Here is a 20,991-nt window from a genome sequence, read left to right on the forward strand (position 1 = left end):
TCGCCTCCTGCTACGGCTAACTACCGGCGACCTCAGCCAGCGTTTTCATCATCAGCATCACCGAAGTGGCGCCGGGATCCTGGTGGCCGATGCTGCGCTCGCCCAGATAACTGGCCCGCCCCTTGCGCGCCTGCATGGTAATGGTGCTCTCCACCGCCCGCTCGGCGCTGTCGGCGGCGCGCTGCAGCGCTTCCGCCACGCTCAGGTTCTGCTGCGCGGACTGGCCGAGGCTTTCCACCACCGGCCACCAGACGTCGCACATGGTTTTATCGCCCGGCTCCGCCTTACCGCGCATCACCACGCCTTCCACCCCCTCTTGCATCATCTGATGCAGCTCCGGCAGATCCAGGCTTTGCTTGGCGTTCGCCGCCTGTGCCGCGCGGATGAAGAAGGTGCCGAACAGCGGGCCGCTGGCGCCGCCCACGCTCGACAGCAGCGTCATGCCGGTGTTTTTCAGGATAAAGCCGATATCCTTGTCCGCCACCGACGGCAGCTTTTCCACCACCTTGTTGAAACCGCGATTCATGTTCAAACCGTGGTCGGCATCACCGATCTCGGTGTCCAGCCGGGTCAGAAAATCGCGCTCCCGGCTGAACACCTCGCCGCAACGCATCAGCCAATCGACAACCTGTTGTTTGGTCAACGCCATGATTCCTCCTCAGCAACCCCAACGCAGCGCAGGTGTTTTCACCGGCGCATCCCACAAGGACAACAGCTCGTCGTCCACGTTCAACAGCGTGATAGACACGCCCTGCATATCGAGCGAGGTGCAATAAGACCCCACCAGGTTGCGTTCAATGATGATGCCCGCTTCGGCGCAGCGCTCCGCCAGCCGATGGTACACGCCGTATAGCTCCGACAGTGGCGTAGCGCCCAGGTTGTTGACCAGCGCGATCGCACGATCGCCGCGCGTCAGCGGCTGTTTGGTCTGCATCTCGTCGCGCCACTCGCCCTGCTGACGATCCCAGACGCGGATCGTGCGCTGATAGTGGCCGTGGTCGATCAGCGTATGGAACATGTCGTCCACCGCCGCGTTGAGCGTGGTGAACGGGCGGCGCGCAATGCCCGGCTCGCCGTGAATGCCGACGCCGAACTCCATTTCGTTTTCCGTCAGGGTGAACGACGGCTTGCCGGCGGCCGGCACGGTGCAAGCCCCCAGCGCGATGCCGATCGAGTGCCCGTGGTTGTTGATGCGATGCCCTAACGTCACCACGCTGTCCAGATCATCGCCGCGCGCCGCGGCGGCGCCCAACAGCTTCTCCATCAGCACGGTGTTGGCCACCCCGCGCCGCCCGGCGGTAAACAGGCTGTCTTTGACCGCCACGTCGTCATCCACCAGCACCGTCGCCACCGCGACGCCGCTGTCGTGCAGCAGCTCGGTGGCGGTTTCGAAGTTGAGCACGTCGCCGGTGTAGTTCTTGATCAGCAGCAACACCCCGGCACCGCCGTCGATCGCCTGGCCGCACTCGTACATTTTATCCGGCGTCGGCGAGGTAAAAATCTCGCCCGGACAGGCGCCGTCGAGCATCCCTTCGCCGACGAAACCGCAGTGCATCGGCTCATGGCCGCTGCCGCCGCCGGACAGGATCGCCACCTTGCCCGCCACCGGCGCGTCGGCGCGGGTCACGAAGACCGGATCCGCGTGCACCAGCAGCTCGGGATGGGCCTCCGCCAGCCCCTGCAACTGCTCTTCCAACACCGACTCGACCTGATTAATCAGTTTTTTCACGATGGTTTCCTCTGTAAGAACAGGGACGCGGCGCACCGCGCCCCAAGGGTATCAATGACGCTGCAGCCAGGCGGCGCCCAGCCTATCCGCCGTCAGGATCGCCGCCTGCACGCCCGCAGGGGTGACCTTGAACGGCATGTTGTGAATGGTTTCGCCGGCCGCGCAGCTGGCCTCGGCCACCGCCATGATCTTCGCCGTCGCATCGCCGGTGACGCCCATCTGCGCCAGCGTGATCGGCAAGCCGATGCCATGGCAAAACGCCAGCACGGTTTCAATCTGCGCCATCGGGCTGTTCTGCAGCACCAGCTGCGCCAGGGTGCCGAACGCCACTTTCTCGCCGTGATACAGGTGGTGGCACTCTTCGAGCACGGTAAAACCGTTGTGAATGGCATGCGCCGCCGCCAGACCGCTGCTCTCGAAGCCGATGCCGCTCAGATAGGTATTGGCCTCAATGATGCGCTCCACCGCTTCCGTCACCACGCCGGCCTCGACCGCCAGTTTGGCTTTCACCCCTTCCGCCAGCAGCGTGTCATAACACAGCCGCGCCAGGCTGAGCGCCGCCAGCGTCGATTTGCCGCCGGCCATGCTGGTGGCCTGGGCGTCGAAACAGGCCTGGGCTTCGAAATAGGTGGAGAGCGCGTCGCCCATGCCGGCCACCAGCAGGCGCACCGGCGCTTTGGCGATGATGGCGCTGTCCATCACCACCATGTCCGGGTTGCGCGGGTAAATCAGGTATTCGGCGAATTCGCCCTGTTCAGTGTAGAGGACCGACAGCGCGCTGGTCGGCGCATCGGTGGAGGCGATGGTGGGAATAAGCACCACCGGCAGCTGTTGGTAGTGCGCCACGGCCTTGGCGGTGTCGAGCGTCTTGCCGCCGCCGACGCCGATCACGCCGCGGCAACCGTGGGCCTGGAGCTCATGCCCGAGCCGGTCTATCTCTTTGCGGCAGCACTCGCCGTTGAAGCGGGCCGCGTGATGTTTCACGCCGTGCTGCTGCAGGCTGCCCATCAGGGTGTCGCCCGCCAGCTGCATCACGAAGTCGTCTGCGATCACCAGGTAGTGATCGGCGAGGGATTTGGCATATTCGCCGACGGCGGCCAGCGCATTGGCGCCCTGAATATATTTGCCTGGTGACTGGATGATTCTCAACATAACCGGATCCTTGTAGGGAGTTGGCGATGGTAACGTTCAGATATCAGGTGATGACGCGCCGACTTCGCCGCCGGCTTGTTGTTGTGCTTCGACTATGAGCGCCCGCCGCCCGCCTGGCGAGCCTCGCGATTTTTGTTCCATTATGGAACATCAGCATAGCGACAACGTTTCATGATGAAACGCCAATGCGCGTTTTTTCGCCGCGAAAGCGAACTGGCGCACACCCCAACGTATAACTGCGTAAAGAGTCGATTCTGCGGGCGTTTCAGCTTTAATTTTGACCATGTTTCCCCTATCCTTAGCGCCACTACTGGGAAAGGGCGAAAACAGCCCGCATGATGGGATTGATAACGATGAAACGGACAAAAAACATCAACCAAGAGACGTTCCGCAAATCCTGGCGCAGCTACCGTGTCGCGCCCGTGGCTTTGGCGATCAGCGCTGTCTTTATGCTGGCCGGCTGCGAGAAGAGCGATGAAACGGTCTCCCTGTATCAGAATGCCGATGACTGTTCGCGCGCCAATCCTTCGATGAGCGAGCAGTGCACCACCTCCTACAACAACGCCCTGAAAGAAGCGGCGAAAACCGCGCCGAAATACGCTACCCGCGAAGACTGCGTCGCCGAGTTCGGCGAAGCGCAGTGCACCCAGGCGCCGGCTCCGGCGCAGGCCGGCATGGCGGCGGAATCGCAAAGCAGCGGCAGCTTCTGGATGCCGCTGATGGCGGGCTACATGATGGGCCGCCTGATGGGCGGCTCCGGCTTCGCGCAGCAGCCGCTCTTCACCTCCAAGAACGCCGCCAGCCCGGCGAACGGCAAGTTTGTCGACGCCAGCGGCAAGAGCTACGGCCCGGCCACCGCCGGCGGCCGCACCATGACGGTGCCGAAAACCGCCATGGCGCCGAAGCCTGCAGTCACCAACACCGTGACTCGCGGCGGCTTCGGCGAGAGCGTGGCCAAGCAGACCAGCATGCAGCGCAGCAGCGCCACCTCCAACTCCGGCTCTCGCAGCATGGGCGGTTGATGCATGAAACGTATTGCTATTACCGAGCGCCCGGACTGGCGTGAAAAAGCGACCGAGTTCGGTTTCCGTTTCCACACCATGTACGGCGAGCCGTACTGGTGTGAAGACGCCTATTACCAGTTCACGCTGGCGCAGATTGAAGAGATCGAAAACGCCACCGCCGAGCTGCACCAGATGTGCCTGCAGGTGGTGGAAAAAGTGGTCGGCAGTGACGAGCTGATGACCAAGTTCTGCATCCCGAAACACACCTGGGAGTTCGTACGCAGCTCCTGGCGCACCAACCAGCCGTCGCTGTACTCGCGTCTCGATCTGGCCTACGACGGCGTCAACCCGCCGAAGCTGCTGGAGAACAACGCCGATACGCCAACCTCGCTGTATGAGGCGGCCTTCTTCCAGTGGCTGTGGCTGGAAGACCAGATCAACGCCGGCAAACTGGATCCGGAGTCGGATCAGTACAACAGCCTGCAGGAAAAGCTGATCGAGCGTTTCGCCGAGCTGAAAGCGCATCACGGCTTCGGCCTGTTGCACCTGGCCTGCTGCCAGGACAGCGAAGAAGATCGCGGCACGGTGCAATATCTGCAGGACTGCGCGCAGGAAGCCGGTCTGCCGACCGAGTTCCTGTTCATGGAAGAGATTGGTCTCGGCGAGAAAGGCCAGTTTACCGATCTGCAGGATCAGGTGATTGGCAACCTGTTCAAGCTCTACCCGTGGGAATTCATGCTGCGCGAGATGTTCTCCACCAAGCTCGAAGACGCCGGCGTGCGCTGGCTGGAGCCGGCCTGGAAGAGCATCATCTCCAACAAAGCGCTGCTGCCGCTGCTGTGGGAAATGTTCCCGAACCACCCGAATCTGTTGCCGGCTTATTTCGCGCAAGACGATCATCCGCCGATGGATCATTACGTCACCAAGCCGCTGTTCTCACGCGAAGGCGCCAATATCCAGATCGTCGAAAACGGTCAGGAAGTGGCGCGTGTGGACGGACCTTATGGTGAAGAAGGCATGATCGTGCAGCAGTTCCACCCGCTGCCGAAGTTTGAAGACAGCTATACGTTGATCGGCAGCTGGCTGGTGAACGATCAGCCTTGCGGTATCGGCCTGCGCGAAGATCGCGAACTGATCACGCAGGATCTGTCGCGCTTCTATCCGCACACCATCCTCGGCTGATCGCCCCGCCGAAGACAAAAACGCCAGTCTCTGACTGGCGTTTTTCTTTAGCCCACCTGCACCGACAGCATGCTCAGCGCTCCCATTTCGATACCGTCGATCGGCACGCTGATGGCCTCTTTGCCATCCCAACCGCCAAGCACGTACAGCAACGGCAGATAGTGTTCCGGCGTCGGATTCGACAGCGCCGCCCCCTCATGGCGCATGAAATCCACCAGCGGATGGTTTTCGCCCCGATAACGCAGGTTATCCCGGACAAAGTTATTGAACGATTCCGCCCACGGGTAGGCGCTGGTATCGCCCTGCCATTTCACCATGCGCAGGTTGTGCACCACGTTGCCGCTGGCGACAATCATCACGCCCTCATCACGCAGCGCAGCGAGTTTGCGACCCAGCTCATAGTGATAGGCCGCCGGCTGCGTACCGTCGACGCTGAGCTGCACCACCGGAATGTCGGCATTGGGATACATCTTGATCAAGACGCCCCAGGTGCCGTGATCCAACCCCCACTCACCGAGATCGGCCGTCACCGGCACCGGTGCCAGCATTTGCTGCAGCTGCGCAGCCAGCGCGGGAGAGCCCGGCGCCGGATAACGGGTATCGAACAGCGCCTGCGGGAACCCGCCGAAGTCGTGAATGGTTTTGGGTTTTTCCATCGCGGTAACCGCAGTGCCGCGGGTATACCAATGTGCGGAAACCGCCACGATCGCCTTCGGGCGCGGCAATGACTCACCCAACGCACGCCATGCCCGGGTGTAACGGTTGTCTTCCAGCACGTTCATCGGGCTACCGTGGCCAAGAAACAGTGCAGGCATACGAGAGGTGTTCATAGGGAGATCCTTAGTTCAAATTGTGCTATGCCGCTACATTACGCGCTTTGCCACACCAACACAGCCGGATAACCGTGATGAAGATATTCAATAAATTTGAATTAAAAACGGAGGAATACGCCGGTAAACAGAAAGATAAAAAATTTATATATTTCAATAGATTAATAACAAGCATGAATGTCATGGCATTACTGCCACACAGATCCAATTTGTGAACAATTTATGTATTTTTTGTTAACGTAATCTATACACTCCTCCTCTGCCGACGGGTGCCGACAGCCCCGCCGCGCAATGGGAACTACGTCTCACCAAGGAGGAATTCATGTTCAGACTCACACTGGCAACCCGCCTGGCACTTTCCATATCCTTATGCGCCGGCTGGACGGCAACCGCCGGCGCGGCGGACAACGCGCAGCTGACGCAGCGCGAAGACCCTTACTTCCTTCAGGCGCAAGCTCAGCTGCAACAGCGGCTAAAACAGACGCCAAACACCAACCGCGCCAAAAACGTCATTCTGGTGGTCGGTGACGGCATGGGATTTTCCACCGTGACCGCTGCCCGCATTTTTGAAGGGCAGCAGCGCGGCGTGGACGGCGAATCCAACGTGCTGGCCTGGGAGGCCTTCCCCTATCTGGCGGCGGCCAAAACCTACTCCGCCGACGCCCAAATCACCGACTCCGCGCCCAGCGCAGTGGCGATGACCACCGGCGTCAAAACCATCAACGATCTGATGGGCCTCAACCATACGGCGACCCTCAGCAATTGCGAGGACCAGCAAACCAAGGCCGTCACCACGCTGTGGGAGATGGCCGCAACGCTTGGCATGGCCACCGGTGCCGTGACGACCGCGACCATCACCCACGCCACGCCGGGCGCCACCTATGCCCATATCGCCAACCGCGATTGGGAATCCGACGCAAAAATGCCGGCAGCGGCCCTGGCCGCAGGCTGCCGCGACATCGCGCGCCAGCTGGTGGAAATGAAGTACGGTAACGGCCTCAACGTGGCGATGGGCGGTGGGCGCGCCAACTTCCTGCCCGACAGCGTGAGCGATCCGGAATACCCCGGTAAAAAAGGCGCCAGAAAGGATGGCCGCGATCTGACGCAGGCCTGGCTACAACGCTATGGCGAGCGTGGGCAATATGTCTGGAATCAGGCGCAGTTCGCCAAAATCGAACCGGCCAAAGTCGACCACCTGTTGGCCCTGTTCGAGCCATCGCACATGAACTTCGAGCACGATCGGCGGCAAGACGCAGCGGGAGAGCCTTCGCTGGCGGAAATGACCGGCAAGGCCATCGATATTCTGGCCAGGAATCCCGAAGGCTACCTGCTGTTGGTGGAGGGGGGACGCATCGATCACGGTAGCCACAACGGTAACGCCTACCGCACGCTGAGCGACGCGGTCGCCCTGAACGAGGCGGTGAAAACCATCGTCAACAAGGTCAATCTGGACGAAACCCTGGTGATCGTGACCGGCGATCACAGCCACACGTTGACCATCGCCGGCTATGCCAAGCGAGGTAATCCTATCCTCGGCATTTCCGTCGGCGTCGACGGCAAACCGCGACTGGGCAGCGACGGCAAGCCTTACACCACCGTCGGCTTCGCCAATGGCCCCGGCGGCACGATCCCGCTGACCGAACGCCCGGCATTGACCATGGAACAGGCCACCGCGCCCGACTTTATTCAGCCGGCGCTGGTGCCGCTGAAAAGCGAGACCCACGGAGGGGAAGATCTCGGCATCTACGCCATCGGCCCTTGGGCGCATCTGTTCCAGGGCACGGTGGAGGAAAACTACACCTTCCACGTGATGAATTACGCCAGCCGCATCGGCGAACGCCTGTCAGAACGGTAGATAAAAAAAAGCCGCGTAACGCGGCTTTTTTATCGTTGAAAAGCGGCCGGCTGTCAGCTGGCTTTTTTCTCGTGCGCCTGGCGGTAGGCCACCAGATCTTCGATGGTCAGCACCACCATGTCGTGCTGTTTGGCGAAGGTAATCACTTCCGGCGCATGCGCCATGCTGCCATCGTCGTTGGTCAGCTCACACAGCACGCCGGCAGGTTTGAAACCGGCCATGGAAACCAGATCGATAGTCGCTTCGGTGTGGCCGCGACGGCTCAGCACGCCGCCTGGCTGCGCACGCAGCGGGAACACGTGGCCCGGACGGTTCAGGTCGCTCGGCTTGGCGCTGTCTGCCACCGCCGCACGGATGGTGGTCAGGCGATCGGAAGCGGAAACCCCGGTGGTCACGCCCTGCGCCGCTTCAATGGTCACGGTGAAGGCGGTCTGGAACTGACTGGAATTGTTGGTCACCATCATCGGCAGCTCAAGCTGCTGACGGCGTTCTTCGGTGATGCACAGGCACACGATACCGCTGCCGTGGCGAATGGTCAGCGCCATCTGCTCAACGGTCATGGTTTCCGCGGCGAAGATCATGTCACCTTCGTTTTCACGGTTTTCATCATCGAGCACCATTACGCCGCGCCCGTTGCGCAGTGCGTCGATCGCGCGTTCAACGCGTTCTGTCGGCGTGCCGAAGTCTGAAAGTAGCGTCTGATTCATGGTAAAAAACCTCATTAAAAAATTATGGATTACCAGAACCAGGGCGATCTTGAGGAGTAGCTAGCAATAGCTAAAAAAATAACGCAAGCGGGCACAAGCCCGGCAGATACCGTTACTCTCTCCCATCCGGACTATAACCGTCGGCCCCGGAATTACACCGGATCTGCTGACCTCTAACCGGCCCTTACGGGCTGGCTGAGCGCTCGCGGGCTTTCACCGTAGAAGGTGATTTACCGCCGGTGGGGACTTTCACCCCGCCCTGAGAATAAGCAGGTTGACTATAGCGCTAATGGGTAGGCAGGGCAATTGGCAAAAGCACAATTCGGCCACGCACGGCGAATGCGCTTAATGGTTTATCCGGCGGGCAACTCGCATTACACTAAGCGGCAGCTATTAAACTCTGAAAGGGATACGCCATGATTGACCCGAAAAAAATCGAACAAATCGCACGCCAGGTTCATGAGTCCATGCCTAAAGGCGTTCGTGAATTCGGGGAAGACGTTGAGAAAAAAATCCGTCAGGTCCTGCAGTCGCAGCTGACCCGCTTGGATTTGGTTAACCGCGAAGAGTTCGACGTACAGACTCAGGTGCTGTTGCGCACCCGCGAGAAACTGGCGCTGTTGGAACAGCGCATGGCCGAGCTGGAAAGCAAACTGAGCGCGGCACCGGCAGCCAAACAGGAAGACGAATAAATTCCCGCCAAGGGCGCGCACCAGAACCGCGCGCCCTTGTTCTTTAGATTGCCCGGCGTTAGCCGCGACCGTCTTTGATCGCGTTGATGATGTTGGTGGTCGACAGCCCGTCTTCAAAGTTCAGCACTTTGACATCCCCGCCGTTGGCCCACACTTCCGCACTGCCGGCAATCTCTTCCGGTTTGTAATCACCGCCTTTCACCAGCAGATCCGGCAGAATGTCGGCGATCAAGCGCTGCGGCGTATCCTCTTCGAACGGCACCACCCAATCCACCGCTTCCAGCGCGCCCAGCACGATCATCCGATTCTCCAGCGCGTTGACCGGGCGTGTTTCCCCTTTCAGGCGTTTGGTCGACGCATCGCTGTTCACCGCCACGATCAGGCGGTCGCCCAGCTTGCGGGCGTTGGCCAGATAAGAGACGTGGCCGGCATGCAAAATGTCGAAGATGCCGTTGGTCATCACCACTTTTTCGCCGCGCTGACGCGCCTGCGCGACAGCATGCTTCAACTGCGCTTCGGTCATCACGCCAAAACCGGTTTCGGCACGGCCGCGCACCGCGTTTTCCAGCTCGATGGGCGACACGGTAGAGGTGCCAAGCTTGCCCACCACCACGCCGGCGGCGGCGTTAGCCAGGAAACAGGACTCTTCCAGCGAATTACCGGCGGCCAGCGAGGCGGCCAGCACGCCGATCACAGTGTCGCCCGCGCCGGTCACATCGAACACTTCCTGCGCCTGGGTCGGCAAATGCAGCGGTTCAACGCCCGGCTGCAGCAGCGTCATGCCGTGTTCGGAACGGGTAACCAGCAGCGCCGACAGCTCAAAATCCGCCACCAGCTTCATGCCGCGTTCCACCAGCTCCGCCTCATCCTTGCAGTGGCCCACCACCGCTTCGAACTCGGACAGGTTCGGCGTCAGCAGCGTCGCGCCGCGATAGCGCTCGAAGTCAGAGCCTTTCGGATCGATCAGTACCGGCACTTTGGCGGCGCGCGCCAGTTGGATCATGCCCTGCACCTGGCTGAGCGCGCCCTTGGCGTAATCGGACAGCACCAGCGCGCCGATCTGCGGCAGCGCCTGCTGAATACGCTCCAGCATCGGCTGCGGATCGACGTTGGAGAAGCCTTCTTCGAAGTCGAGACGGATCAGCTGCTGGTTGCGCGACAGCACGCGCAGCTTGGTGATGGTCGGATGGGTCGGCACCGAGACGAAGTCGCAGCGCACGTTGACTTCATTCAGCTTGGCGCTTAGCGCCCGCGCCGCATCGTCGATGCCGGTCAGGCCCACCAGGCGGGAAGTGGCTCCCAGCGAAGCGATGTTCATCGCCACGTTAGCCGCGCCGCCGGGACGCTCTTCGATGGTATCGACCTTGACCACCGGCACCGGGGCTTCCGGTGAAATGCGGCTGGTCGGCCCATACCAATAGCGATCCAACATGACGTCACCGACCACCAGCACACCGGCGCGGCGAAAATCAGGCAGCGTAACTTTCATCCGATAACTCCAAAAAAGTACAAAATTTTAGTGGCGCAGATATTACCACAGACCGCCGGAATACCCGCAAAAAGGTATTAATCCAGCCATTTGGCCCAGCTGGCACGCACCTGCTCGCGCTCGGCGGCGAACAGCTCGCTGCCGACCTTGCCGGAATGCTCCTGCAGCGCCAGATGGTGGATCTCGTCGCGCATGGTGACATAGGCCTGGGTCAACGCGCGCGCCTCCTCTTCCGGCATGATGTCGTAATTGGCCATCAGCTCGAAGATGCGCACGTTGTCCGACCAACGCGTCAGCCGCGGTTCACCCGGCGCATAGCGTAAGACCAGATATTGGGCGATAAATTCGATGTCGGTAATGCCGCCCTCATCGGTTTTGATATCAAACAGATCGCGCTGCTTGTTGCCGAGATGGTTGCGCATCTTTTCGCGCATCTCGCGCACTTCGCGCTTCAGGATCTCCGCATCGCGCGTTTTGCACAGGATCTCGCGCCGGATCGCGTCGAACTGCTGATGCAGCGCCGGATCGCCATGCACGATGCGCGCACGCACCAGGGCCTGATGTTCCCAGGTCCAGGCTTCATTTTGCTGGTAGTCGGCGAACGCCTCGACGGTGCTGACCAGCATCCCCGCGGCGCCGGAAGGCCGCAGGCGCGCGTCCACCTCATACAGAATGCCGGAGGAGGTGCGGGTACTGAACAGATGCATCACCCGCTGCGCCAGCCGCAGGTAGAACTGACGGCCGTCGATGCAGCGATCGCCGTCGGTCATCACCTCCGGCGGGCAATCCAGCAGGAACACCAGATCGAGATCGGAACTGTAACCCAGCTCCCAGCCACCCAGCTTGCCGTAGCCGATCACCGCAAAGCCGCGCCCTTCACGCTCCTGCAGATGGGTCGGCTGGCCGTAGCGCGCCACCATGTCGCTCCAGGCCTGTTGCACCACCGCGTCGATGATCGCTTCCGCCAGATAAGTCAGGTGGTCGCTCACTTTCATCACCGGCAGCGCGCCGGCGATATCCGCCGCGGCGATGCGCAGTTGCTGCGCCTGTTTGAACTGGCGCAGCGCCTCCAGCTTTTGCTCTTCGTCGTCTTCCGGCACCCGCAGCAGGTACTGGCGCAGCTCGCTGCGGTAGGCATCCAGCGCCACCGGCTGATACAGCGTGGCCGGATCCAGCAGTTCGTCCAGCAACAGCGGATAGCGCGACAGCTGGTTGGCAACCATCGGCGACGCGGCGCACAGGCGGATCAGATGGCTGAGCGCCGCGTGGTACTCCACCAGCAGCTCGAGGTAGGTCGTACGGGTGACGATGCTGAGCAGCAGCTGCGCCAGTCGCACCAGCGCGGTCGGCGCGTCCTGGCGCGGGCACACTTCCGCCAACAGGCGCGGCATCAACTGATCGAGCACGTCGCGGCCGCGCGGGCCGATGGTGCGTTTGTCGACGTCATGGCGGAAATCGGCGATGGTGCGCAACATCTGTCGGCGCCCCTCTTCGTCCAGGTGCGGCGTCAACGGCGCCAGCTCATTTTCCTCCAGCGCGTCCTGCCATAGGCTGTGGTAGTGTTGGTAGTCGGGATCTTCGCCGACATCCGGGCTATCGTCGCCGATCAGGTCGTCGAACACCGCCCGCACCGCCTGCATGTGCAACTCCAGCGTCGCCATCAGCGCCGGCCAATCCGCCAGCCCCATGCCGTAGGCCAGCCGTGCCTGATCGAGCGCATCCTGCGGCAGCGTCTGGGTTTGCTGATCGCCGATCGCCTGCAGCAGATTCTCCAGCCGCCGCAGGAACAGATAGGCGGCGCTCAGCGCCCGCACTTGCTCGGCCTCCAGCAGCCCCAGCTCACCCACCGCCTGCAGCGTCGGCAACAGTGAACGCCCCTGCAGCGCCGGCTCGCGGCCGCCGCGGATCAGCTGGAATACCTGGGTGATGAATTCGATTTCCCGAATGCCGCCGGCACCCAGCTTGATGTTGTCCTTCAGGCCGCGACGCCGCACTTCACGGGCGATCATGCCCTTCATGTTGCGCAATGATTGAATGACGCTGAAATCGATATAGCGGCGGAACACGAACGGCCGCAGCGTTTTGCGCAGCTCCTGGCTGTGGGCGTCTTCTGCGCCGCCCATCAGGCGCGCCTTCACCATCGCATAACGTTCCCAGTCGCGCCCCTGCTCCTGATAGTAATCTTCCAGCGCCGCGAAGCTCATCACCAACGGGCCGCTGTCGCCGAACGGCCGCAGCCGCATGTCGACGCGATAAACGAAGCCGTCGATGGTCTGCTGATCCAGCGCCTTGATCAGCCGCTGGCCGAGGCGGGTGAAGAACTGGGCATTGTCCAGCTCGCGCCGCCCGCCCTGGGTCTGGCCGTTTTCCGGGTAGGCGAAGATCAGATCGATATCCGACGAGAAATTCAGCTCGCCGCCGCCCAGCTTGCCCATGCCGAGGATCAGCAGCGGCTGCGGTTCACCGGCGGCGTTGCACGGCGTGCCCCACTCGCGGCAGCAGGTTTGGTACAGCCAGTCGCGCGCGCTGACGATCAGCGTTTCCGCCAATCCGCTCAGCTGCAGCAGCGTTTCTTCGGTCGAACACAGCCCCTGAGCCTGCGCCCAGGCAATGCGCACCAGCGTTTCACGGCGAAACAGACGCAGCGTGCGCATCAGCTGGGCCTCATCGCGCACCTCTTCCAGCTCGTCCTGCAACCAGGCGGCATAGTGTTGCCACTCGCCGGGCGCCGGCGGCTGTTCGCGCAGCGTCGCCAGCCAGGCCGGCTGGGCGAACAGCGCGTCGCTGACGAAATCGCTCGACGCCAGCACCCACTGCTCCTGTTCGCTAAAGGCGCAGTCCGCGCCGTGAACTTCCTGAAAACGCTGCACAACCTGCTGTGCCTGAGCCTGTAACGCGGCTGAAAGTGGCGACATAGTGTATGACCCGTTCTGCGGCCCACGGCTGGCGGGCCGGCTGGATTAACGAAGCGCGCCGTTTAACCAGAATGGCGCATGCGATAAGGCCTGTTTGCGGCTGGCTTCATACCAGCCCTGGCGGCGCTCGCTCAGCGCTGCCTGCAGCTCGCGCCAGGCCTCGATATAAGGCCCGGTCTGCTCGTCGGGGTAGGCGCCCGACAGCAGGACCAGCGCCGAAATCTGACGCGTCAGGCGCGGCAATTGTTCCTGATATTCATCTTCGTTCAGCATACGGCTGAAGGCTTCTTTCAGCTCCGCGCCGCTGCGCCCCAGCATGATGTCGCTGAAGCGCTTGAAAGAACCGTCCAGCTTGGCCTGCCCTTTGGCATCGATAAACGGCCGCCAGGCGCCGCTCACCAGCCATGATGTGAGCGCCAACTTACATTGCAGATAGGCCGTGCTGTAGCACAGGGTCTCTGGCTGTGCGGCTTTGTCCGCCAACAGCGGTTCGAGCTCGGTCAGGCGGGCGCGCAGATCGGCGCTGGCCTTGCGCGGCACCAGGCCACCGAAGATCACCAGCGCCTGGCGGATCGTTCCGACCGCCTCAATCACCGAAGCGCGCGCCTGCGCGTCGCCGCGCAGCCACAGCTCCTCGTGGTACTGCCAGTGGCTCAGCGCCTGCTCGAAGGCGGCGATCATCCCCTGCTCCACGGTCGCCTTGGCCGCCGGCTTCAGCACCTGCAGTGGGCGCACCTCGCGCGGAGGATTGCCCTGCGCCAGGTGGTAACCGCGCGCCGCCTTGCTCAGGCTGCCCTGACGCAACCCGTCGTGCGCCGCCAGCTCACCGGCCAACGCCAGCAGATCGGCGGTATCGCCTTTCAACAGCTCCAGCTCGATCTCGCTCAGGGCTTCGCTGAGGTCACCGGCACGCACCTCGCCCTGGTCCAGGCCAATCTCTATCTCGCTTTTGCCGTAAGTAACCACCCACTTCTCACGCACGAAATCGGTACGGAACAGCGGTTGCAACGCCTGCTGCAGCGCCGCGATATCGCAATCCTGCGGCCAGATGTCGGCAGGAAACTGCGCCAGCGCCAGCTGCGGCTCGGCGATAGCGACATTGTATTCCGGGCGCTGGTGCAGGCCGCCCACCACTTTACCGGCGGTTTTGATGGTCATCTCATAGCGATCGTCGAAACCGCGAATGCGCAGCCCCATGTCGTGACGGCGCAGGACGTTGTCGGCCGTTTCGAAGTAAATGTTGGTCAGCTTTTGCGGCGCGGAATGCTGATGCGGCCAGGCGGCGAGCCATTGCGGCAGAGCGGCCACCGCTTGCGGCGCGGCGATGAATTTCAGTTCAATTTCAACGGTCATAATTCTTTAACACCAATAAGTTATGCATTCACGTCGGTTTCAGCGCGGCGCGTTCGGCCCGCCGTATGCTGCCCACTGACGCACAGTTGCCGTTATCTTACCGCGATTCCCGGCGCCTTAACCCTGCTAACTGTAGAAAAAACCTGTTACGTTATAAAACGCTGCGCAACTCACAGAATCAGCCACAGTAAGATAGTTCTCATTCCGGTTTTGGCGTTGCGTCGTCAGACTGAACCCTCTACTATCGTTCCATAAATTCACCCAGAAACGATGAACTAATGCAGAAATTACGCCTGATTTGCCTTGCCGCGCTGAGCTTCAGCATCACTTGGGCCGCACATGCCGAAGATAAACGCTATATCTCCGATGAGTTAAGCACTTACGTCCATAGCGGCCCAGGTAATCAGTACCGTATTGTCGGCACTCTGAACGCCGGTGAAGAAGTCACCCTATTGAGCGTCAACGACAGCACTAACTACGGCCAGATCCGCGATCCGAAAGGCCGCACCACCTGGATCCCGCTCGACCAGCTCAGCCAGATGCCAAGCCTGCGCACTCGCGTGCCCGAGCTGGAACAGCAGGTGAAAACCCTGACCGACAAGCTGGCCAACATCGACAACACCTGGAACCAGCGCACCTCGGAAATGCAGGAGAAAGTCGCGGGCAGCGACAGCACCATCAGCAGCCTGCAGAAGGAAAACCAGGATCTGAAAAACCAGCTGGTGGTCGCGCAGAAGAAGGTCAACGCCGTTAACCTGCAGCTCGACGACAAGCAGCGCACCATTATCCTGCAGTGGTTCATGTACGGCGGCGGCGTCGCCGGCGTCGGTTTGCTGCTGGGCCTGCTGTTGCCGCACCTGATCCCGCGCCGCAAGAACAACAACCGCTGGATGAACTGATCTCAGTATCGTTCAGTTTGAGTATGGGCGCCTGCGGGCGCCCTTTTCATTGGTGCCGACATCCCGCGGCCAATTCATGTAATCTGATAGACAGAGCCTTACACGATATTCAGGAGTCAACAGTGCAGATTTATCTGGTCGGCGGCGCCGTTCGCGACAGCCTGCTCAACATCCCGGTAGTCGATCATGATTGGGTGGTGGTGGGCGCCACGCCGGCGGAGCTGCTGGCATTGGGCTACCAACAGGTCGGCAAAGATTTCCCGGTGTTCCTCAACCCCGATTCTCATGAGGAGTACGCGCTGGCGCGCACCGAGCGCAAATCCGGCCAGGGGTACACCGGTTTTACCTGCTATGCCGCGCCGGACGTCACGCTGGAAGAAGATCTGCTGCGGCGCGATCTGACCATCAACGCCATCGCCCGCTCCGCCGAAGGGGAACTGATTGACCCTTACGGCGGCGTGGCCGATCTGCAGGCGCACGTGCTGCGCCACGTTTCCGACGCGTTCGGCGAAGATCCGCTGCGCGTACTGCGCGTGGCCCGCTTCAATGCCCGCTTCGCCCACCTGGGTTTTCACATTGCCGACGAAACGCTCGCCCTGATGCGCCAAATGGCGCACGGCGGTGAACTGGCTGCGCTGACCGCCGAACGCGTCTGGAAGGAAACCGAAAAGGCGCTGCAAAGCCAGAGCCCGCAGGTCTATTTTCAGGTGCTGCGCGACTGTGATGCGCTGGCGGTGCTGTTCCCGGAAATCGACGCGCTGTTCGGCGTTCCGGCCCCCGCCAAGTGGCACCCGGAGATCGACACCGGCGTGCACACGCTGATGGCGCTGGCGATTGCCGCCCGCCTCACGCCGGAGGTGGACGTGCGCTTCGCCACCCTGTGCCATGACCTCGGCAAGGGGTTGACGCCGAAAGAGTTCTGGCCGCATCACCACGGCCACGGCCCGGCGGGCGTGCGGCTGGTCGAAGCGCTGTGCCAGCGACTGCGGGTGCCCAACCCGGTGCGCGATCTGAGCAAGCTGGTGGCCGAGTACCATGATCTGATCCACACCGTGAACAAGCTGCGGCCGGAAACCCTGCTGAAGCTGTTCGACGCCATCGACGTCTGGCGCAAGCCCCAAAGGCTGGAGCAGATGATCCTGACCAGCGAAGCGGACGCGCGTGGCCGCACCGGCTTTGAGGAGAACCCTTATCCGCAGGGAGACTATCTGCGCCAGGCGTATCAGGTGGCGAACGCGGTATCTATTAAAGAAGTGGTCGCCAGCGGGCTGCAGGGCACCGCGATCCGCGATGAGCTCAAACGCCGCCGCCAGCAGGCGCTGGCCGACTGGAAGCTCAATCAAACTATCCTCAACGATCAGGCATAAAAAAACCCCGCAGAGCGGGGTTTTTTCTTGGCGTCGGGCTTACAGGAATACCATGTAAACCACGGCCGCCACGATAAAGCGGTAGATGGCGAACGGCACGAACGAGATGCGCTTGATCAGCGACAGGAAGGTCTTGATCGCAATCAGCGCCACCACGAAGGCCGTAACGAAACCGACGGCGAACATCGGCAGATCGCCCCAGGTCAGGAAGTGCAGGCTCTTGTACAGATCCAGGCCGCTGGCGCCAATCATCATCGGCACCGCCAAAATGAAGGAGAACTCGGACGCCGCATAGCGATTCACGCCCACCAGCATACCGCCGGCGATAGTGGAACCCGAACGGGAGAAGCCCGGCCACAGCGCCAGGCACTGGAAGCAGCCGATCATGAACGCCTGGCGATAGGTGATGTCATCCAGCCCTTCCGCGCTCGGTTTCTTCGGCTTCAGCCATTCCGCTGCCAGCAGCAGCAGGCCGCCGACCACCAACGCGTACATCACGTTTTTCGGCGCGAACAGCGACTTGATGAAATCATGGAAGGCCAGACCCAGCACCACCGCCGGGATCATCGCCAACAGGATGTGCCCCAGCTTCAGCTGGCCGCTGGTTTTGCCCTCGTGCTCCACCGGCTTGCCGCCGAAATGGATGCCGATCAGGCCGAACAGCCGGCGCCAGAACATCACCACCACGGCCAGGATCGACCCCAGTTGGATGATGACTTCAAAGGTTTTGGCTTTGTCGCCGGTAAAGCCCAGCCACTCGCCAACGATAATCATATGCCCGGTGGAAGACACCGGCAGAAATTCGGTTAACCCCTCAACAACCCCAAGAACAAACGCAATAAACAGTGAATGCATGTCAGCCATGTGCTTCGATCACCCCATAAAATAACGGCTATCACATAAAAAAGCGGCAATGCTTAAAGACAATGCCGCTAAAACAATTCTCAGGATTAAGACCAGGTTAACGGTCTTTCGTTGCAAGCAGATGACATAAAATTATGCGGGACGAGTGCCGCGCTCAATGATCACGCCGACCCGACTGGCATGTGCTACAGCGCCCGGTTTGCTGACCTTAATACGGACCCAGGGGGAATTGAAGCGCTGAAGCAAAATTTCGGATATTTCCTCCGCCACGCGTTCCACCAGCGCGAAGCGGTTCGACTCCACGTGCTGGATCACGGCGTCGCTGACGTCGGCATAGCTCAGACAGTCGGTTACGTCATCGCTGGCGGCGGCCGGCCGGTTATCCCAGCCCATTTCGATATCGAACACCAGCTTCTGACGAATGCCCTGTTCCCACTCATAAACGCCAATGGTGGTAATTACGGTAAGCTCTTCAATAAATACGATATCCATCACGTCATTCTCTGTTTTTGGCCTTGCCGGATACCACTTCCAGCGGAATGTGCGTATTATCCATAGATGTTGCGAGTAAAACGACCATTATTAAACGGAACCGCGTTATGAGTGCTACCGCGCTTGGCATGATTATCTTCGCGTATCTGTGCGGCTCGATTTCGAGCGCGATCCTGGTTTGCCGGATCGCCAGGCTGCCGGACCCGCGTGAGCATGGCTCAGGAAACCCCGGGGCGACCAACGTCCTGCGCATCGGCGGCCGGCTGGCGGCGGCGGCGGTGTTGGTGTTCGATATTCTGAAAGGGATGTTGCCGGTCTGGCTGGCCTACAAACTCGATGTGCCGCCGCTGTACCTCGGCCTGACGGCGATCGCCGCCTGCCTGGGGCACATCTATCCGGTATTCTTCCACTTTCGCGGCGGTAAAGGCGTGGCGACGGCGTTTGGCGCCATCGCGCCTATCGGTTGGGATCTGACCGGCCTGATGACCGGCACCTGGCTGCTGACGGTGTTGCTCAGCGGCTACTCTTCGCTCGGCGCTATCGTCAGTGCGCTGATCGCCCCGTTCTACGTCTGGTGGTTCAAACCGCAGTTCACCTTCCCGGTGGCGATGCTCTCCTGCCTGATCCTGATGCGGCATCACGACAATATCCAGCGCCTGTGGCGCGGCCAGGAAGGCAAGATTTGGGGCAAGTTCCGCAAGAAGAAAAACGACGCGGATGCGGATAACGGCGACCAGCCGAAAGACGAATAACAGAAGGGCCGGATTATCCGGCCCTTTGCTTTATACCGCAGGCAGTTCCGCCAGCGGCCAGCGCGGCCGCACCGAAACGCTCAGCTCCGGGTTGGCGCCGCTCTTCAGGCGCACCATGCCGGCATAGGCGATCATCGCGCCGTTGTCGGTGCAAAATTCCGGGCGAGCATAGAACACTTCCCCGCCGCGTTTCTGCATCATCTCTGCCAGCTTGGCGCGCAACGTGCGGTTGGCGCTCACGCCGCCGGCCATCACCAGGCGTTTGAAGCCGGTTTGCTCCAGCGCACGTTTGCATTTGATCGCCAACGTATCTACCACCGCATCCTCGAAAGCGCGGGCGATGTCGGCACGCGTCTGATCGTCGTTGCCGTTGGAGCGAATGGTGTTGGCGGCGAAGGTTTTCAGCCCGGAGAAGCTGAAGTCCAGCCCCGGACGATCGGTCATCGGCCGCGGGAAGGTGAAGCGCCCCGCCGTGCCCTGCTGCGCCATCTTCGACAGCATCGGCCCGCCGGGATAATCCAGGCCGAGCAGCTTGGCGGTTTTGTCGAACGCTTCGCCGGCGGCATCGTCGATCGACTCGCCCAGCAGTTCATACTCACCGATGCCGGTGACGCTGATCAGCTGAGTGTGGCCGCCGGAGACCAGCAGCGCGACGAACGGGAACGCCGGCGGATTGTCTTCCAGCATCGGTGCCAGCAGGTGGCCTTCCATATGATGCACCGGCACTGCCGGCACGTTCCAGGCGAACGCCAGCGCGCGCCCCACGGTAGCACCGACCAGCAGCGCGCCCACCAGGCCAGGCCCTGCGGTATAGGCCACGCCGTCGATGTCGGCCGGGGTCAGGTTGGCCTCTTTCAGCGCCGCCTGAATCAGCGGCACGGTTTTGCGCACGTGATCGCGAGAGGCCAGTTCCGGCACTACGCCACCGTAGTCGGCGTGCAGCTTCACCTGACTGTATAATTGGTTGGCCAACAAACCGGTTTGATCGTCATACACTGCAATTCCGGTTTCATCGCAGGACGTTTCTATACCCAGTACTCGCATTACATTTCCCATCATTCACGTGCGGCCGCCAGTCTACCACATTCCGCCGCATTTACCGCCAGCGCGGCGCATCTTGTCACCGGCTCGCACCTATGTCGATGATTCATCCAGAAAAGGCCCAGGCGATTAAAGACGAGCATTTTTTTCTGATTAGTCTATAATCAGCGCCCGGTGCAAAATTGCGCACGTTGCGGCAGAGCGACGCGGGTTTCAATTTGCTGTGGTGCTTTACAAAGCAGCATCCATTGGAGTAAAATTCCGCACCATTTTGAAAAGGCTGGCGCTTGGCCAGCAACAAACCGAATTTTATTGAGGTGAGAGGCACATGCCGGTAATTAAAGTACGTGAAAACGAGCCATTTGACGTTGCTCTGCGTCGTTTCAAACGCTCTTGCGAGAAAGCGGGTGTTTTAGCTGAAGTTCGTCGTCGTGAGTTTTATGAAAAACCAACTACCGAACGTAAACGCGCTAAAGCTTCTGCTGTGAAACGTCACGCGAAGAAACTGGCTCGCGAAAACGCACGCCGCACTCGTCTGTATTAATTCTTCGGGGGCAACCCCACCGCGTGAATTTCTGATTTTCAAAATCGCGCAGACCGAGTAGTTGCATACGAAGGCCGTGCTTTCCGAAAGGAATGCGCGGCTTGTTCTCGTTTATAGGCTAATG

The 20,991-nt window shown here is 60.9% G+C and carries 19 protein-coding genes and 1 riboswitch; of the genes, 8 read left to right on the forward strand and 11 right to left on the reverse strand.

What is annotated here, in order from left to right; genetic code table 11:
• Positions 1-16: 16 nt before the first annotated feature.
• Genes dhaL through QDT79_RS01155 form a run of 3 tightly spaced genes read right to left on the reverse strand, consistent with a single transcriptional unit; the run spans position 17 to position 2,881 of the window.
• Positions 17-649 (reverse strand): dihydroxyacetone kinase subunit DhaL, encoded by a 633-nt coding sequence (dhaL, locus tag QDT79_RS01145; protein WP_063988666.1) that lies wholly within the window; start codon positions 647-649, stop codon positions 17-19.
• A 9-nt stretch (positions 650-658) separates the two neighbouring features.
• On the reverse strand, positions 659-1,729 hold the full coding sequence (gene dhaK / locus QDT79_RS01150; RefSeq protein WP_197816949.1) for a dihydroxyacetone kinase subunit DhaK: 1,071 nt from the start codon (positions 1,727-1,729) through the stop codon (positions 659-661).
• Between the two features lie 51 nt (positions 1,730-1,780).
• Positions 1,781-2,881: a glycerol dehydrogenase gene (locus QDT79_RS01155; RefSeq protein WP_060424753.1), complete on the reverse strand. Its 1,101-nt coding sequence runs from the start codon at positions 2,879-2,881 to the stop codon at positions 1,781-1,783.
• A gap of 353 nt (positions 2,882-3,234) precedes the next feature.
• On the opposite strand from QDT79_RS01155, the gene QDT79_RS01160 reads away from it, so the two are divergent.
• Together QDT79_RS01160 and QDT79_RS01165 are read left to right on the forward strand one after the other, a co-directional pair.
• Positions 3,235-3,903 (forward strand): DUF1190 family protein, encoded by a 669-nt coding sequence (locus tag QDT79_RS01160; RefSeq protein WP_063988664.1) that lies wholly within the window; start codon positions 3,235-3,237, stop codon positions 3,901-3,903.
• A 3-nt stretch (positions 3,904-3,906) separates the two neighbouring features.
• Complete coding sequence (locus QDT79_RS01165; protein WP_063988663.1) at positions 3,907-5,067, forward strand: glutathionylspermidine synthase family protein; 1,161 nt, start codon at positions 3,907-3,909, stop codon at positions 5,065-5,067.
• A gap of 47 nt (positions 5,068-5,114) precedes the next feature.
• Here QDT79_RS01165 and ygiD read toward each other — a convergent pair whose 3' ends face one another.
• The gene (ygiD, locus tag QDT79_RS01170; protein WP_033654819.1) at positions 5,115-5,897 is read right to left on the reverse strand and encodes a 4,5-DOPA-extradiol-dioxygenase; all 783 of its coding nucleotides are present in this window, start codon (positions 5,895-5,897) and stop codon (positions 5,115-5,117) included.
• Between the two features lie 322 nt (positions 5,898-6,219).
• Here ygiD and QDT79_RS01175 point away from each other — a divergent pair, with 322 nt between their 5' ends.
• Positions 6,220-7,752: an alkaline phosphatase gene (locus tag QDT79_RS01175; RefSeq protein ID WP_308316128.1), complete on the forward strand. Its 1,533-nt coding sequence runs from the start codon at positions 6,220-6,222 to the stop codon at positions 7,750-7,752.
• A 53-nt stretch (positions 7,753-7,805) separates the two neighbouring features.
• Here the strand turns inward: QDT79_RS01175 and ribB are convergent, their stop codons facing one another.
• A complete protein-coding gene (gene ribB / locus QDT79_RS01180) occupies positions 7,806-8,459 on the reverse strand; it encodes a 3,4-dihydroxy-2-butanone-4-phosphate synthase (protein ID WP_004937218.1) in 654 nt (217 codons plus the stop codon).
• 110 nt (positions 8,460-8,569) lie between these two features.
• Positions 8,570-8,730: riboswitch (FMN riboswitch) on the reverse strand.
• A 145-nt stretch (positions 8,731-8,875) separates the two neighbouring features.
• Between ribB and ubiK the strand changes: the two genes are divergently transcribed.
• Entirely contained in the window at positions 8,876-9,151 is a 276-nt protein-coding gene (gene ubiK, locus QDT79_RS01185; protein ID WP_004937216.1) for a ubiquinone biosynthesis accessory factor UbiK, read from the forward strand.
• Between the two features lie 58 nt (positions 9,152-9,209).
• Here the strand turns inward: ubiK and hldE are convergent, their stop codons facing one another.
• The 3 genes from hldE to QDT79_RS01200 all read right to left on the reverse strand — a co-directional run bounded on the left by hldE (position 9,210) and on the right by QDT79_RS01200 (position 14,908).
• On the reverse strand, positions 9,210-10,640 hold the full coding sequence (gene hldE / locus QDT79_RS01190; protein WP_063988661.1) for a bifunctional D-glycero-beta-D-manno-heptose-7-phosphate kinase/D-glycero-beta-D-manno-heptose 1-phosphate adenylyltransferase HldE: 1,431 nt from the start codon (positions 10,638-10,640) through the stop codon (positions 9,210-9,212).
• Between the two features lie 77 nt (positions 10,641-10,717).
• The gene (gene glnE / locus QDT79_RS01195) at positions 10,718-13,555 is read right to left on the reverse strand and encodes a bifunctional [glutamate--ammonia ligase]-adenylyl-L-tyrosine phosphorylase/[glutamate--ammonia-ligase] adenylyltransferase (protein WP_308316129.1); all 2,838 of its coding nucleotides are present in this window, start codon (positions 13,553-13,555) and stop codon (positions 10,718-10,720) included.
• A 45-nt stretch (positions 13,556-13,600) separates the two neighbouring features.
• A complete protein-coding gene (locus QDT79_RS01200; protein ID WP_063988659.1) occupies positions 13,601-14,908 on the reverse strand; it encodes a CYTH domain-containing protein in 1,308 nt (435 codons plus the stop codon).
• A 278-nt stretch (positions 14,909-15,186) separates the two neighbouring features.
• Between QDT79_RS01200 and QDT79_RS01205 the strand changes: the two genes are divergently transcribed.
• The gene (locus tag QDT79_RS01205) at positions 15,187-15,807 is read left to right on the forward strand and encodes a TIGR04211 family SH3 domain-containing protein (protein ID WP_308316130.1); all 621 of its coding nucleotides are present in this window, start codon (positions 15,187-15,189) and stop codon (positions 15,805-15,807) included.
• A gap of 122 nt (positions 15,808-15,929) precedes the next feature.
• Positions 15,930-17,174 carry a multifunctional CCA addition/repair protein gene (locus QDT79_RS01210; RefSeq protein ID WP_197816945.1) on the forward strand — a complete coding sequence of 415 codons (1,245 nt, stop codon included), beginning with the start codon at positions 15,930-15,932 and terminating at the stop codon, positions 17,172-17,174.
• A gap of 39 nt (positions 17,175-17,213) precedes the next feature.
• Here QDT79_RS01210 and bacA read toward each other — a convergent pair whose 3' ends face one another.
• Both bacA and folB read right to left on the reverse strand, forming a co-directional pair.
• The gene (gene bacA, locus QDT79_RS01215; RefSeq protein WP_004937204.1) at positions 17,214-18,038 is read right to left on the reverse strand and encodes an undecaprenyl-diphosphate phosphatase; all 825 of its coding nucleotides are present in this window, start codon (positions 18,036-18,038) and stop codon (positions 17,214-17,216) included.
• Between the two features lie 132 nt (positions 18,039-18,170).
• On the reverse strand, positions 18,171-18,530 hold the full coding sequence (gene folB / locus QDT79_RS01220; RefSeq protein WP_019453081.1) for a bifunctional dihydroneopterin aldolase/7,8-dihydroneopterin epimerase: 360 nt from the start codon (positions 18,528-18,530) through the stop codon (positions 18,171-18,173).
• A 107-nt stretch (positions 18,531-18,637) separates the two neighbouring features.
• On the opposite strand from folB, the gene plsY reads away from it, so the two are divergent.
• Positions 18,638-19,282: a glycerol-3-phosphate 1-O-acyltransferase PlsY gene (gene plsY / locus QDT79_RS01225; protein ID WP_063988657.1), complete on the forward strand. Its 645-nt coding sequence runs from the start codon at positions 18,638-18,640 to the stop codon at positions 19,280-19,282.
• A 30-nt stretch (positions 19,283-19,312) separates the two neighbouring features.
• On the opposite strand, the gene tsaD is transcribed toward plsY, so the two are convergent.
• Positions 19,313-20,326 (reverse strand): tRNA (adenosine(37)-N6)-threonylcarbamoyltransferase complex transferase subunit TsaD, encoded by a 1,014-nt coding sequence (gene tsaD / locus QDT79_RS01230; RefSeq protein ID WP_004937199.1) that lies wholly within the window; start codon positions 20,324-20,326, stop codon positions 19,313-19,315.
• A gap of 325 nt (positions 20,327-20,651) precedes the next feature.
• Between tsaD and rpsU the strand changes: the two genes are divergently transcribed.
• Positions 20,652-20,867: a 30S ribosomal protein S21 gene (gene rpsU / locus QDT79_RS01235; RefSeq protein WP_001144069.1), complete on the forward strand. Its 216-nt coding sequence runs from the start codon at positions 20,652-20,654 to the stop codon at positions 20,865-20,867.
• Positions 20,868-20,991 lie beyond the last annotated feature (124 nt).

Source organism: Serratia marcescens, assembly GCF_029846115.1.
GTDB classification, from domain to species: domain Bacteria; phylum Pseudomonadota; class Gammaproteobacteria; order Enterobacterales; family Enterobacteriaceae; genus Serratia; species Serratia marcescens_L.

Coding starts and splice junctions, on each gene's coding strand:
- dhaL (WP_063988666.1), bottom strand. CDS start 649: ATGGCGTTGACCAAACAACAGGTTGTCGATTGGCTGATGCGTTGCGGC.
- QDT79_RS01155 (WP_060424753.1), bottom strand. CDS start 2,881: ATGTTGAGAATCATCCAGTCACCAGGCAAATATATTCAGGGCGCCAAT.
- QDT79_RS01160 (WP_063988664.1), top strand. CDS start 3,235: ATGAAACGGACAAAAAACATCAACCAAGAGACGTTCCGCAAATCCTGG.
- QDT79_RS01165 (WP_063988663.1), top strand. CDS start 3,907: ATGAAACGTATTGCTATTACCGAGCGCCCGGACTGGCGTGAAAAAGCG.
- ygiD (WP_033654819.1), bottom strand. CDS start 5,897: ATGAACACCTCTCGTATGCCTGCACTGTTTCTTGGCCACGGTAGCCCG.
- QDT79_RS01175 (WP_308316128.1), top strand. CDS start 6,220: ATGTTCAGACTCACACTGGCAACCCGCCTGGCACTTTCCATATCCTTA.
- ribB (WP_004937218.1), bottom strand. CDS start 8,459: ATGAATCAGACGCTACTTTCAGACTTCGGCACGCCGACAGAACGCGTT.
- ubiK (WP_004937216.1), top strand. CDS start 8,876: ATGATTGACCCGAAAAAAATCGAACAAATCGCACGCCAGGTTCATGAG.
- hldE (WP_063988661.1), bottom strand. CDS start 10,640: ATGAAAGTTACGCTGCCTGATTTTCGCCGCGCCGGTGTGCTGGTGGTC.
- glnE (WP_308316129.1), bottom strand. CDS start 13,555: ATGTCGCCACTTTCAGCCGCGTTACAGGCTCAGGCACAGCAGGTTGTG.
- QDT79_RS01200 (WP_063988659.1), bottom strand. CDS start 14,908: ATGACCGTTGAAATTGAACTGAAATTCATCGCCGCGCCGCAAGCGGTG.
- QDT79_RS01205 (WP_308316130.1), top strand. CDS start 15,187: ATGCAGAAATTACGCCTGATTTGCCTTGCCGCGCTGAGCTTCAGCATC.
- bacA (WP_004937204.1), bottom strand. CDS start 18,038: ATGGCTGACATGCATTCACTGTTTATTGCGTTTGTTCTTGGGGTTGTT.
- folB (WP_019453081.1), bottom strand. CDS start 18,530: ATGGATATCGTATTTATTGAAGAGCTTACCGTAATTACCACCATTGGC.
- plsY (WP_063988657.1), top strand. CDS start 18,638: ATGAGTGCTACCGCGCTTGGCATGATTATCTTCGCGTATCTGTGCGGC.
- tsaD (WP_004937199.1), bottom strand. CDS start 20,326: ATGCGAGTACTGGGTATAGAAACGTCCTGCGATGAAACCGGAATTGCA.
- rpsU (WP_001144069.1), top strand. CDS start 20,652: ATGCCGGTAATTAAAGTACGTGAAAACGAGCCATTTGACGTTGCTCTG.